Raw genomic sequence first — 13,898 nt, 5'->3', positions numbered from 1 at the left:
GACTACATCTCTAGGTAGTGAGTATTGAGTTAATAATTTAGATGTCCATGCGCCTGCTGCCACAATGACTTTCTTAGCTTGTAATGTGCCTTGTGCCGCCGGCGTGCTCACCTTCCTGCAGACCTGGCTCGCCGACCGGCGCTTCGCCTCGACCCGGCTGGCCCTGGTGATCCGCGACGCCGCGACCGATCCGGTCGCGGCCGCGCTCACCGGACTGGTGCGCGTCACCCAGGCCGAACACCCCGATCGGCTCGTGCTGCTCGAAATCGCCGCCGGCCCAGGACGTCTCGACCCGCGCACGCTCACGACGGCACTGGCGTCCGGGGAACCGCACACGACCATCCGCGACGGTGTCGCACAGGCGCCGCGATTCACGCCACTCGCCGCGGTCGACTCGACCGCGGTGGACCTGTCCGCGGGCACCGTGCTCATCACCGGAGCGTCGGGCGCGCTCGGTCGGCTCATCGCTCACCACCTGGTCACCGCGCACGGGGTGCGCGATCTGCTGCTCGTCAGCCGCGGCGGCGGCATGGCGGATCTGTGCGCCGAGTTGGCGGGCGCGGGCGCGCACGTCGAGGCGGTCGCGTGCGACGTCGCCGAGCGGGACCAGGTCGCCGCGCTGCTGGCCGAGCACTCGGTGCACGCCGTCGTGCACGCCGCAGGTGTCCTCGACGACGGCGTCGTCGAATCGCTCACCACCGAACAACTCACCCGGGTGCTGCGCCCAAAGGTGGACGCGGCCTGGCATCTACACGAGCTGACCACGGACCTGGCGGCCTTCGTGCTGTTCTCCTCGGTGGCGGGCACCCTCGGCTCGGCGGGGCAGGCGGCCTACGCCGCGGCGAACACCTTCCTGGACGCGCTCGCCACGCACCGCGTCGCCCGCGGTCTCCCCACGGTCGCACTGATGTGGGGGCCGTGGGCGACCGAGGACGGCATGACGGCGGGCCGGCGCCGGCTCGAGCGCGGCGGCCTGGTGCCGTTGCGGCCCGAGGAGGGGCTCGCACTGTTCGACGCCGCGTTGACCCGGCCGGAAGCCGTGCTCGTGCCGGTCAACGCGAACCTCACGGCACTGCGCGCCGCGGCGAATCAGCGGTCACTGCAACCGATCTGGCACGGCCTGGTGCCGCAGCCCGAGCGGGACACGCGCCGAGCCGAGCCGAAAGCGTCGGCCCGGCTTGCCCAGCTGTCCGGCGACGAACGCGACCGGGCGCTGCTCGAGCTGGTCCGCCGCGAGGTGGCCGCGGTGCTCGGCCACGCCGCCACGGACGAACTCGACGGCGACCGGGCGTTCACCGAACTCGGCTTCGACTCGCTCACCGCCGTCGACCTGCGCAACCGCCTGGAACAGGCGACCGGACTGCGGCTGCCCGCGAGCCTGGTGTTCGAGCAGCCGACCCCGCCCGCCCTGATCCGGTTCCTGTCCGACGAATTGGGCGTCGCCGCACCGCAGGTCGGCGCGGCCGACGACACCCTCGGCGCGCTGTTCCGGCAGGCGTGCGAGCAGGATCGGGTCGACGAGGGGATGGAGCTGGTGCGCATGGCAGCGCGCTTCCGCCCCGCCTTCGACACGCCCGACGAGCTCGGCCGACGCCCCAATCCGGTGCCGCTGGCCCGCGGCGCGCACGAACCGCTGCTGTTCTGTTTTCCCGCCGTGGTGGCGATGTCGGGGGCGCACCAGTACGCGCGGTTCGCCGCGGCACTGCGCGATCACCGCGGCACCGTGGTGTTGCCCGAGCCGGGATTCGGTGCCGGAGAACGACTTCCGGCAAGCGTCGCGGCGGTCGCCGAGATGCAGGCGCAGGCGGTACTGGAGCAGGCGGCCGGAGCGCCCTACGCGCTGCTCGGCTATTCATCGGGCGGGTGGATCGCCCACGAAGTCGCGGCCCGGCTGGCGCGGACCGACTCGCCGCCGAGCGCGGTCGTTTTCCTGGACACCTATCTGCCGCAGGAAATGAACCCTCGCCTCAGCCGGGCCTTCACGCACGGACTGTTCGCCCGGCGCAGCGAACTCGTAGCCACGGACCATGTTTCGCTCACCGCGATGGGCGGCTACTTCTCGGTCTTCGGCGCATGGCAGCCGTCGCCACTGACCGTGCCGACGCTGTTCCTGCGGGCCGCCGACGCCTTGCCCGATGTCGACGGGTCGCCGCTGGCCGCCGCGGACTGGGGGCCGTCGTGGGCTCGGTGCGATACCGATCTCGAGGTCGCGGGCGACCACTTCACGATCGTCGGGGAGTTCGCCGAAGACACTGCGCGCGCGGTGGATTCGTGGCTCACCGCACTCCAACGACAAGAGAGAAACCAGCACTGATGGTGGAACCGGCGGTAGACAACGCGCTCTGGATCCGGCGGTTCCATCCGCCGCCCGCACCCGCGGTGCGGTTGGCCTGCTTTCCGCACGCAGGAGGGTCGGCAAGCTTCTTCTTCCCCGTGTCGGCGGCGATGCCCGAGTCGGTGGAGGTGCTCGGTGTGCAGTATCCGGGGCGTCAGGATCGCCGCGCCGACGCGTGCATCGACAGTATCGACGCGCTCGCCGACGCGATCTACCCGGCGATGCGGGCGTGGACCGACCGGCCGCTGGCGTTCTTCGGCCACAGCATGGGTGCGACCGTGGCCTTCGAGGTCGCCCGGCGGTTCGAGCAGCGGGACGGCATCGTTCTAGCCGGGCTGTTCGCCTCCGGCCGTCGCGCCCCATCGCGACACCGGGACGAAAACGTACACACCCGCGGCGATCAGGCGCTGATCGCGGAACTGCGGTCGCTCAGCGGCACCGACACCACGCTGCTCGGCGACGACGAGATGCTGCGGATGATCCTGCCCGCGCTCCGCGGCGACTACAAGGCCATCGAAACCTATCGCTGCGCAACGGATAGCACGATCGACTCGCCGATCACCGCGCTGGTCGGCGACGCCGATCCCAAGACCACGGTCGACGAGGCACGGGACTGGGCGCGGCACACCACCGGGTTGTTCGATGCCCAGGTGTTCCCCGGCGGGCACTTCTACCTGAGTCAGCATCGCGCCGCCGTCATCGGCGCGATCGCCGATCGCCTGCCGCGGCCGACCCGGCCGTGCGCGGAGTGAACCACCGCCAGCCACAACAACTATCGGTTGTCACAAGGTGCGTGTCGATTGTTTGACGCTCCCCTGCCCACTCGGCTCGAATAGGTCGATCCGATTCTGATCACGTTCTTCGGAGGTCGTCCTTGTCTTCATTCGTGCACCTCCACCTGCACACCGAGTACTCCATGCTGGACGGCGCGGCGAAGATCAAGCCGCTCTTCGACGAGGCCGCGCGGCTGGGCATGCCCGCCGTCGGCATGACCGACCACGGCAATATGTTCGGCGCCGACGAGTTCTACAAGGTCGCCACCAAGATGGGCATCAAACCCATCATCGGCATCGAGGCGTATCTGGCCCCCGGCAGCCGGTTTCACAAGAAGCCGGTGTTCTGGGGCCAGTCCAATCAGCGCGGCTCCAACGGCGAGGGCGTCGGCGGCGACGTGTCCGGCGGCGGCGCCTACACGCACATGACGATGCTGGCGCGCGACGCGGGCGGACTGCGCAACCTGTTCAAACTGTCCTCGCTGGCCAGCGTGGAGGGCTACTACCGCAAGCCGAGGATGGACCGGGAACTGATCGCCGCGCACGCCGAAGGGATCATCGCCACCACCGGCTGCCCCTCCGGCGAGGTGCAGACCCGGCTGCGGCTCGGTCAGCAGGCCGAGGCGATCCAGGCCGCCGCCGACTACCGCGACATCTTCGGCAAGGACAACTTCTTCGTCGAATTGATGGACCACGGCCTGCCCATCGAGCGGTCGGTCCGCGAGGGCCTGCTGGAGATCAGCGCGAAACTCGGCCTGCCGCCACTGGCCACCAACGACTCGCACTATGTCACCAAGGATCAGTCCGAGGCACACGCCGCGTTGCTCTGCGTCCAAGCCGGGAAGACGCTCAGCGATCCGACCCGGTTCAAGTTCGACGGCAACGGCTACTACCTGCAATCGGCCGAGGAGATGCGGGCGTACTGGGACACCCAGGTCCCCGGCGCGGCCGACAACACCCTGCTGATCGCCGAGCGGGTCGAGTCCTACACCGCGGTGTGGGAACACACCGATCGGATGCCGATCTACGAGGCGCCCGAGGGCTATGACGTGACCTCGTGGTTCCGCGCGGAGGTCATGCGCGGCCTCGAATGGCGGCGGCCCGCCGGCGTGACCGACGAGTACATTCGCCGCGCCGAGTTCGAGATCGAGATCATCGTGCAGAAAGGGTTTCCCGCCTACTTCCTGATCACCGCGGACCTAATGAATCACGCGCGACAGCAAGGTATTCGGGTCGGCCCCGGTCGTGGCTCGGCCGCCGGGTCGCTGGTGGCCTACGCGATGGGCATCACCAATCTGGACCCCATCGAGCACGGCCTGCTGTTCGAGCGATTCCTGAACCCCGAGCGCATGTCCATGCCCGATATAGACATGGACTTCGACGATCGCCGCCGCGGCGAGATGGTGCGCTACGCGACGGAGAAGTACGGCAGCGATCGCATCGCCCAGGTGATCACCTTCGGCAAGATCAAGACGAAGGCGGCGATCAAGGACGCCGCGCGGGTCCACTACGGCCAGCCGGGTTTCGCCATCGCCGATCGCATCTCCAAGGCGCTGCCGCCGCCGGTCGCCGCGAAGGACATCCCGCTGTCGGGCATCGTCGATCCGAAGCATGAGCGCTATTCCGAAGCCGCCGAGGTCCGTTCGCTGGTGGAGACCGACAAGGACGTGTCCACCATCTTCGAGACCGCCCGCGGCCTGGAGGGCCTGATCCGCAACGCGGGCGTGCACGCCTGCGCGGTGATCATGTCGTCGGAACCGCTGGCGGACGTGATCCCGCTGTGGCGGCGCGAGGACGGCTCCATGATCACCGGGTGGGACTACCCGTCCTGCGAGGCCATCGGCCTGCTGAAAATGGACTTCCTCGGGTTGCGCAACCTCACCGTGGTCGGCGACGCGATCGACAATATCGAGGCCAACCGCGGCGAGACGGTCGAGCTCGACTCGCTCGGGACCGCCGACCCGAAGACCTACGAGCTGCTCGGTCGCGGTGACAGCCTCGGGGTGTTCCAGCTCGATGGCAACGCCATGCGCGACTTGCTGCGGCGGATGGTGCCCACCGGCTTCGGCGACATCATCGCCGTCAACGCGCTGTATCGGCCGGGGCCGATGGCGATGAACACGCACATCAACTACGCCGACCGCAAGAACGGGCGGCAGGAGATCGTGCCGATCCACCAGGAATTGGCCGAGCCACTGCGCGACATCCTCGCCGAGACCTACGGCCTGGTCGTGTACCAGGAACAGATCATGCAGATCGCCCAGCGGGTGGCGGATTTCTCGATGGGCCGCGCCGACGTGCTGCGCAGCGCGATGGGTAAGAAGAAGCTCGACGTCCTGGAGAAGGAGTTCGAGGGCTTCCGGGCGGGCATGCACGCCAACGGGTTCTCTGACGAGGCGGTGCAGGCGCTGTGGGACACCATTCTGCCGTTTGCCGGGTACGCATTCAACAAGTCGCACGCCGCGGGGTATGCGCTGGTCGGCTACTGGACCGCCTACCTCAAGGCCAACTATCAGGCCGAGTTCATGGCGGCCCTACTCACGTCGGTGGCGGACAACAAGGACAAGTCGGCAATCTACCTCGCCGAGTGCCGCCAGCTCGGGATCAAGGTCCTCGCGCCCGATGTCAACGAGTCCTCCTTGCGTTTCGCCGCCGTCGGCAACGACATCAGGTACGGGCTCGGCGGCATCCGTAACGTCGGGGCGAACGTGGTCGAGTCGATCATCAAGACCCGCACCGAGAAGGGCAAATACACCTCGTTCGCCGATTTCGTCGAGAAGTCGGAACTGGTCTGCTGCAACAAGCGCGTTATCGAATCGCTCATCAAGGCAGGCGCGTTCGACTCGTTCGGGCATCCGCGCAAGGCACTCGTGGACATCCACGAGGAAGCGGTGGACGCCGTCACCGGACTCAAACGCCAAGAGGCGATGGGGCAGTTCGATCTGTTCGGCATCGAGGGCGACGCTGAGGATTTATCCAGCAATTCTTCACCACTGAGCCATCTCCGTTTCGACGGCGAGGAGTGGCCCCGTAAGATTCTGCTCGGGCTGGAGCGAGAAATGCTGGGGCTGTACGTATCCGGGCACCCACTCGACGGCACGAACCACATCCTCCGCAAGAGCGCGCCGAAGCCGATCGCCGCGCTGCTGGCGAATCCGCCGAAGGAGGGCACGATCACCATCGCGGGCATGATCGCCTCGCTGGAACGCCGAGTCAACAAGAAGGGCGAGACCTGGGCCATCGCCGTGATCGAGGATCTGGATGCCTCGATCGAGGTGCTGTTCTTCCCGAAGAGCTACAGCGTATTCGGGGCGGAGCTGGTGGTGGACTCGGTGGTGGCGGTGGAGGGCCGGGTCAACTGGCGCGAGGACCGGATGGGGGTGTTCGGATCTCATCTGTTGCCGCTCGACGTGAGCTCGGTGGAACGCGGCGAACACCAGTCGCCGCTGCTGCTGGAAATGAACGCGCAGAGCACCGACCGCAACAGCGTGCTGGAACTCAAATCGGCGCTACTGGGCCACAGCGGCAACACCCCCGTGCACATCGTGCTGTGTCACCGGCAACAACGGACGACCCTCACGGTCGAGCGCTACCCGGTGAACGTCAGTTCGGCATTGCTGGGTGAACTACGCGCGGTGCGGGGGATCAAAGTGCTGCTGTGACATCTGCTGCTGTGACATCGGAGCGAACGACCTCCTCCGACCACTCCCGCAGCAGGGTGGCGACATCGTCGACGTGCGCGGAGGTTACTTCACCGTGATTCGAGAAATGGGAGACCACCGCTCGGCCCGCCGGGTTCTCCGCATCGCAGACCGGGCAGAGCCCCACCGTACGCACACCGTGCACTTCGACGCCGTCGGCGCGCAGGAATGAGTGCGGAAATGTCAGAGCACAGAGCAAAGGCCCAGCACAGCGATGACAAATCAGATCGTCGACAAGGGAAAAATTCCAGGACACTCAACAATTCGACCAGACCTCCGAAATATTGTCCAACAAACAACACTCACTTTGCCTCAACCAACGGTTGTGAAAGTGATACGACACTGAAGAGGCAGTATCCGAACATGCTGAAAAATTGCCGCATACCATTGGCGAAGAACACAATCGACGATATCCGCCGCCAGTTGCTCGATGCGGCCGCGTTCGGGAAACATGTCACACCCGAACAGCTCGAACACATGGCCCGAAAGCTGGCGGACACCATGCAAACGCTCGCCGACGAATCCACGGAGTGCCCGATAATGCTGGCTCGGTGATCAGGTTTTGCCGTGACCGTCACGCGGCGATGGTCAGCCGAGTGCACAAAGGTACAATTCTCATCGGTACGCCGCGTTGGGTAAATTCTCCGAGGACCGCAGCGGTGTACGATTTTCGAGGAAGTGCCCATGACAATCGAAACATCCGACGGAAATAACGACGTCGCAACGTTCTACAACGGCACCGGAACGGTGCCCCTTGCCGGCAAATTGCGGTCCATGTGGGGCGGCAACCTCCACCTCGGGTACTGGCACGATACCGACGACGACACACCCCCGGACGTGGCGACCGAACGGCTCACGGACCTGGTGATCACGTGCTTGGAACCGAAACCCGGGCAGCGCCTACTCGATATCGGCTGCGGTGTCGGCAAACCCGCGACTCGACTGCTCACGACGCATCCGGTGCAGGTCGTCGGCATCACGATCAGCGAGGCCCAGGTGGACCAGGCGCGGGCCCGAGCCGCCGATTCCGGCCTCGCCGACCGCGCGAGGTTCGAGCACGCGGACGCCATGCTGATGCCGTTCCCGGATGCCTCGTTCGATGGCGCATGGGCCTTGGAATCCATGTTCCACATGCCCGATCGGGCGCAGGTCCTTGCGGAAACCAGCCGCGTGCTACGCGGGCAAAGCCGGCTGGCGATCACCGATTTCGTGCTGCGCACCCCGCTCGGCACGGCCGGAAAGGCTGTCGTCGACCGGATGTGCGCCACGTTCGGTATACATTCGATCAGCACTCTGGACGAGTACGTCGAGCAATTGGGTGCGCATGATTTCGCCGTCACCAATGTCAGAGATATCAGCGACAACGTGTTACGAACAGGAATTCTGCTCGCCGACGCGATGGAGTCCGTACGGGAACAGCTGGTGGCGAACGGAAACGCCACGGAAGTCGATGCGATGATCAACGCGACACGTGAGTTCGCCACCACCGCAGAATTCGGGTACGTGATAATTTCCGCGGTTCGCAATTGAACCGAACGGTGGTCGATCACCGAGTCTGATCAACTGGAGCGGAGCCGGATGATTTCCGGTTCCGCTGCCTCGCGTGGAATTTCTGCTACGGATCAGTCGCCGGGTCGGCGATATGCCGCCCATCGCGCGCTCGCGTCGCGGAGCTCGTAAGTCATTCGGTTCGGATGGTTGACAGCAATGCACTGCCAGTGATCGGCGAGGACGCCGGCGAAAAAATCGAGCGCTTCCGCCGCCGCGGACCGCCAGGCGGGCACCCGAGCGGCCCACCGTTCGGCCGAGTCCGGTGAGTGCCCGCTGTAGACGAGCCACACCACCCAGCAGGCCGGATCGATCCATCCCGCCCCCCGAGTGGCGACGGCCCAGTCGACCAGACGAACGGAGCCGGCCTGTGGGACAAGCACATTCGTAGGGTTCCAATCGGTATGCAGCAGGTTGTCCCCATGCAACAGCCGGGCCCGCGTAGGGTCCAGGTACTGCGCCCACCGCTGCTCCGCCCTGGACACCGGGGCACCGCCGCCCTCGATCGCACCGAGTTCTGTCAGCACGCCGACCACCAGCGAGAGATCGCGGGATTCGGTACCGTAGTCCGCGCTTCGACCCGTCAGGTGCTCGAAACCGAGCACGTCCCAGCCATCGGTTTCGATGCGCCACAACAGCTTCGGTCCAAGTGGAACGCTATGCGGATTGACCGCCGCCTCGCAGCCCTGCGTCTGAACCGCTGGATGGGTGGTACGCAATCCCTTGACGAAGAAGCGGCCCCGGGCGGTGTGCACGGTCGACGCGACATGACTGCTGTAACCGACCTGCGCCGGCCGCACACTCTGGATCGACCCGGTCCGCGCCTCGATCTCGGCGATCACGGTGGCGGGCAGCACATCCCAGCTCTCCCGCAGCGAGACGGCACTGGGTGACAGTCCGGCGAGATCACCGGCTACGAAATCCGCCGCCATCACGTCAATCCGTGCCGTCGCTCTGCCAGGTAACGGGCAGCGTCCGCAGGCCTTTGAGCAGCATCCCGCTCGTGTAGGAAAGCTCATTCACTGGTACGTCCAGGCGCAGCCCGGGAAACCCACGGAGTAGCCCGGTGTAGGCCACCTCCAGTTCCAATCGAGCGAGCTGAGCGCCCACACAGCGATGCGGGCCGAAACCGAACGTCACGTGGTTGTCGGCGTCGGCGCGTTCCAGGTCGAAACGGTCGGGTTCGACAAATGTTCGTGGATCCATGTTGGCCGCCGTAGTACTGACGATGACCACGCTATGGGCCGGGATGGTGTGGCCGCCCAACTCGACAGCACAGGTCGTGACCAGGTGCACGCCCTCGTGCGGATCGGTGGATGGGCTCAGCACCACGTACCGCAGCACTTCGTCGATGACGGACGGCACCAAGGTGGGGTCGGCGCGCAGCGCGGCGAACTGATCCGGGCGATCCAACATCGCCACCAACCCCTTGCCGAGCATATTCGCTGTGGTCTCATGCCCGGCGATCAATACGCCGAAGACGATGCGAACCAACTCTTCCTCGTCCAGCCGACCCTGCTCGTCCCGCGCGGTAACGAGGTCCCGCAGCAGACTGCCTTCCGGGCAGCGGTGCTTGTCGGCGGCCAAACCGGCGATGTACCCGGTGAGCGCCTCTCTGGCCTCCAGTGCCTGATCCCGTGGATAGGCATTGGTGGACGTGACCAGTTCCGACCACCGGCGGAAACGCTTTCGGTCCGCATAGGGCACGCCTAGAATCTCGCAGATCACCGCTACCGGCAGCTGGAAACACAAGGCGGCGTTGAGGTCCGCGGGAGGCCCGGCATCGCGCACTCGCGAAAGCAGACCGTCGGTGACCTGCTCGATCCACGGCCGCAGCGCCCGAATCCGCCGGACACTGAACGCCGACGCCACGGGCTGGCGCAGCCGCGTGTGCTCCGGCGGGTCGGTATCGTGCATCCCGGGGCGGACGAAAACCGCAGCACGGTCGGTTCCCGCGCCACGGCGGTGCGCCTCCGCCCTGCTGAACCGCGGATCGGACAGCACCGCCCGCACCTCAGCCATACCAGTGATCAGCCAGGCCTCGCCACCGTCCTCGGTCGCGACTTTCCGCACGGGAGCCTGCCGCCAGATTTCGCGGACCACCCGCGGCACGGAGTACTCCTCTTCGCTCTCCGCGCCTGGTGCTACCTGACTGATTTCGGCCACCACGTCATTCCTCCCGATCCACGCCGCCCGTCCCCCGAGACGAGACTCAGGACGCCTGATTTACAAATGATGGGCATTCTTTCGGCCCTCGCCTACCGTTACTACCGCCGCTGTCGGAGAACAATTTTCGCCACCTTCATCCTCGGATAAAGGTGGTCGAAGTAATAGCAGTGACTGCATGCGGGCGCGCAAGTAGCAATGATGCCCCCGTAGCGAGCGATACACTATTGGACGAAGGTGCATGAGACTTATTCAGCGGTTTGATCACAGCCCGCGGCTGGGCTCAACGAGGTGCACCGGAGTGCCTGACAGCTACGGATACCTGCATAATCGGAGTGGCGGTTGCCCGAGTTCCGTCGAATAGCAGGGAATATGTCTTCGGTGACGCTGGATGTCGCCGAGCCCGGCTACGCGGCAGCGGACACCCTGGGATAACGGTCATCGGGCAGCGGTAGGCCGGGCTCCAGATCCAGTGTGACACCCCCCGAAAGCGGCCGATATGTCGCTTCGGCATCGGTGAACGTGACGAATAACGACACGCGCACATGGTCGGAGGAGTTGCCGCCGGACGCGTGCCCGGTGCGGTTGTGGTGGAAGGTCACGTCACCGGCGCGCAGCGGTACCGTGACCCGCGGACTCTGAACCAACTGCGGCCAGTGGGTGAACAGATACGAATCCGGTGCCTCCAGCGCCTCGGCCAGCTCGACGCGGTCCGGGGCGGAGCGGCGGTGCGACCCCGGCATGAAGGTCAGGCACCCTCGTTCCGTCGGCACGTCGACCAGCGCGATCCAGGCGTTGAATGTCAGACGTGAGTCGAGCGGCGCGCTGAGCGGGGCGAATGTGAGGTCGTCGTGCCACATGGTCGGCCCGCTCTCGCCGGGGCGCTTGACGAGTACCTGGCCGTCCCATATGCGTAGCGGCATTCCGGCCAACTCCTCCGCGACGGAGCCGATTCGAGGGTGCACCACGAGGCCGCCCAGATTTTCCTTATCCTGCCAACGATTGGTGGTGGAAACCAGGAACCCGCTCCCCTTCCCCGACTGCTTGCCGTACCGCTCGCTCGCGGTCAGCGCCGCCTCTCGGTAACGAACGATCTCCTCGCTGTCGAGCAGGCGTCGAACGCAAGTGAATCCGTCTTTATGGAACGCTGTGGATCGCTCGGACATGTCGCCTCCTATTCCGTTGACTGCCCAGCGGCCGCGGCGAGCTCGACGATCGAACGCCGGCCGATATCCGTCACCTCGGCTAGGCGCATCCCCGATTCGGCGACCAGGCTCTCGAGCTCTTCCAGCGACCGCTCCCTGCCGCCCTGCAACGCATACAGCCGCAGGGCCTGCGCAGTAGTCCAGTGCTCGGTTCGGCTCTTCTCCGAAGGCTTGAGTACGAGCACCTTTCCGCGGGGTGCCACTGCGCGGGCGCAGTTTCGCAGGATGCGGAGGGCGTCCGCATCAGGCCAGTCCGGCAGCACACTGGAGAGCACGCAGCCACCGAAGTGAGACGGAAGTTCCTCGAAAAAGCTGGCCTCGACGGCGTCCGCCCGTTCCTCGAGCCCTGCCGCGTGAATATTCTCCAGCGCGGCTTCGACCGCGGCACCCATGTCGATGACCGTTCCACGCAATGTCGGGTGAGCACGGAGCAGTTCGATCAGCAAAGTCCCGTCACCGCCGCCGACGTCGGCGATCGTGGTCAGTGCGCCCCAGTCGTAACCAAATGCGATGTCCCGGGCCTCGCTCTCGATCGTCCCCCTCATCAGCATGTGGAATGAGTGCGCGAATTCGGGGTCGGCCGCACACTTTTCGTAGAAAGAATGGCCGAAGTGGCGCTTGTAGGCGGACTCCCCGGTGCGGACAGTGTGCAGGAGTTCGATCATTCCCAGGGCCGAATGCCCCGATCCGTCGAGGTTGAATCGGGCACGCAGCCCGCCCGGATGATCACTGCGCAGGCCCTGCCCGAGTTCGGTCAGGGCGTAGCCGCACTCCGTCCGAAGCAGTACGCCTATGGCCACCAGATGGTTCAACAGCAACTCCAGCGCACCCGGATCAGTGCCTGTTACCTGCGCCAGCGCGCCGACATCCCGCCTGCCTTCGCTGATTCGGTCGGCGACTCCAATGGTGGCTGCCACCCGGATCGCCATCGGTGTGGCGAGATCCGCAGCGGCCGGCAAGTCACCGACCAGGTACGCACTGGTCGTGGTATTGGACATGGGGCGCTCCCTTTCGATCTTTCAGTCCTTAGCCCGCTCGGCCGGAATGAGACCAGATGCCGGTGAACCTCTCAGATAAAACATATTTCTAGCACAGTACGCACACGGCGAAAATTGAACTTATGTCCATGCGGTAGCAGGTCGGGCGCAAATCGAGGCATTGCGCAATCACGATTCGACCGATGGTAGAAAAATTCGGGAATTATTCGTTGATCAGGACTGTCGGTGTTCTATGAATCGGCTGCGAGGAATGTGTCGCAGGGCTGAGGTGATCACGCAGCCACGTGTAGATATCGTCGAGTCCGGCCCGTCCCATCGGGGTCGGGTGTGCGGTGAACCCGTGCGGCGCGTCCGGGTAGACGCGGACATCGACGTCTGTCCCGGAGGCCAATAGTCGAGCGGCCATGACCAAGTTGTCCTCGAGAACAATGTCGGCGTCGCCCACGACCATGAGGACCGGCGGCAGGTCGGACAGGTCGGCGTAGATCGGGGAGAAATCGGGGTCCGTACGGTCCGGTGCCGACCCGGCGTAGGCCTCGAGGAAGTATTCGTCGGCGATCAGCCGGCCGGCCGGCGTCTGGCCGCTCAAGTCGTAGCTTCCGAACTGCAGCACAGCACAATCGAATGCGGTGACCCGCCGATCACGCAGGCGCAGCAGCGTCTTCATCGCCAGCGTCGCGCCGGCCGAAAGACCTCCGATAGCGAGGTTCGTTGTGCCGAAGCGGTGCTCCGCGTGCTCGACGAGCCAGAGCGCTGCGGTTTCGCAGTCGGCCGGAGCGGCCGGCCAAGGATGTTCCGGTGCGAGCCGATAGTCCACGCTCACTACCGCGATGTCGAGTGCGTCCGCGAGCCGGCGGTTGCGCACGTCGCTGCAGGCGGCCGATCCCCACAAAAAGCCGCCTTCGTGGATTTCCAGGAACACGCCCTTCGCCGCCTTATCCACTGGAGTGTGGATCCGCAGCGAGACGCTATCTCCGTCGACGGTGACGAGTTCTTCGACGGCCGGTGGATTCGCCGGTGCCGGATGGGCGTATTCGGCTCGGACCGCATGAAGGTCCTCGGCACAGTTCGGACCTCGTCTGGCCCCACGCTTGTCATAGAAGGCGCGGGTCTCGTCGACTAGCGGCCGCAGGCAAGGATCGGCAAGATCGGACAGTGTGAATCGCATAGTC

The 13,898-nt window shown here is 65.6% G+C and carries 11 protein-coding genes; 5 read left to right on the top strand and 6 right to left on the bottom strand.

Translation table 11 applies throughout. The features are described from left to right. Positions 1-85 precede the first annotated feature (85 nt). From ABZW16_RS27180 to dnaE, 3 genes are all read left to right on the top strand, one after another. The gene (locus ABZW16_RS27180) at positions 86-2,314 is read left to right on the top strand and encodes a type I polyketide synthase (protein ID WP_354958891.1); all 2,229 of its coding nucleotides are present in this window, start codon (positions 86-88) and stop codon (positions 2,312-2,314) included. Continuing rightward, entirely contained in the window at positions 2,314-3,087 is a 774-nt protein-coding gene (locus ABZW16_RS27175) for an alpha/beta fold hydrolase (protein ID WP_354958890.1), read from the top strand. The genes ABZW16_RS27180 and ABZW16_RS27175 overlap by 1 nt, the downstream gene beginning before the upstream one ends. 122 nt (positions 3,088-3,209) lie before the next feature. Continuing rightward, entirely contained in the window at positions 3,210-6,770 is a 3,561-nt protein-coding gene (gene dnaE / locus ABZW16_RS27170; protein ID WP_354958889.1) for a DNA polymerase III subunit alpha, read from the top strand. On the opposite strand, the gene ABZW16_RS27165 is transcribed toward dnaE, so the two are convergent. Then, positions 6,754-7,008 carry a DUF6300 family protein gene (locus ABZW16_RS27165; RefSeq protein ID WP_354958888.1) on the bottom strand — a complete coding sequence of 85 codons (255 nt, stop codon included), beginning with the start codon at positions 7,006-7,008 and terminating at the stop codon, positions 6,754-6,756. The genes dnaE and ABZW16_RS27165 overlap by 17 nt on opposite strands. 164 nt (positions 7,009-7,172) lie before the next feature. Here ABZW16_RS27165 and ABZW16_RS27160 point away from each other — a divergent pair, with 164 nt between their 5' ends. Next, positions 7,173-7,364 (top strand): DUF6374 family protein, encoded by a 192-nt coding sequence (locus ABZW16_RS27160; protein WP_354958887.1) that lies wholly within the window; start codon positions 7,173-7,175, stop codon positions 7,362-7,364. 129 nt (positions 7,365-7,493) lie between these two features. Beyond that, positions 7,494-8,339: a methyltransferase domain-containing protein gene (locus tag ABZW16_RS27155; RefSeq protein ID WP_354958886.1), complete on the top strand. Its 846-nt coding sequence runs from the start codon at positions 7,494-7,496 to the stop codon at positions 8,337-8,339. A 92-nt stretch (positions 8,340-8,431) separates the two neighbouring features. Here ABZW16_RS27155 and ABZW16_RS27150 read toward each other — a convergent pair whose 3' ends face one another. The 5 genes from ABZW16_RS27150 to ABZW16_RS27130 all read right to left on the bottom strand — a co-directional run bounded on the left by ABZW16_RS27150 (position 8,432) and on the right by ABZW16_RS27130 (position 13,894). Further along, the gene (locus ABZW16_RS27150) at positions 8,432-9,289 is read right to left on the bottom strand and encodes a hypothetical protein (protein WP_354958885.1); all 858 of its coding nucleotides are present in this window, start codon (positions 9,287-9,289) and stop codon (positions 8,432-8,434) included. Positions 9,290-9,293: 4 nt separating this feature from the next. After that, on the bottom strand, positions 9,294-10,523 hold the full coding sequence (locus tag ABZW16_RS27145) for a cytochrome P450 (RefSeq protein WP_354958884.1): 1,230 nt from the start codon (positions 10,521-10,523) through the stop codon (positions 9,294-9,296). Positions 10,524-10,930: 407 nt separating this feature from the next. Beyond that, positions 10,931-11,689 (bottom strand): phytanoyl-CoA dioxygenase family protein, encoded by a 759-nt coding sequence (locus tag ABZW16_RS27140; RefSeq protein ID WP_354958883.1) that lies wholly within the window; start codon positions 11,687-11,689, stop codon positions 10,931-10,933. Between the two features lie 8 nt (positions 11,690-11,697). Then, entirely contained in the window at positions 11,698-12,726 is a 1,029-nt protein-coding gene (locus ABZW16_RS27135) for a methyltransferase (protein ID WP_354958882.1), read from the bottom strand. A 202-nt stretch (positions 12,727-12,928) separates the two neighbouring features. Further along, a complete protein-coding gene (locus tag ABZW16_RS27130) occupies positions 12,929-13,894 on the bottom strand; it encodes an alpha/beta hydrolase (RefSeq protein WP_354958881.1) in 966 nt (321 codons plus the stop codon). Between the last annotated feature and the right edge of the window lie 4 nt (positions 13,895-13,898).

The sequence above is a fragment of the Nocardia sp. NPDC004604 genome, assembly GCF_040609795.1.
In the GTDB taxonomy this organism is placed as follows: domain Bacteria; phylum Actinomycetota; class Actinomycetes; order Mycobacteriales; family Mycobacteriaceae; genus Nocardia.
Note: the sequence above shows the minus strand (reverse complement) of the source record. Positions and strands in the feature narration are given on the sequence as shown.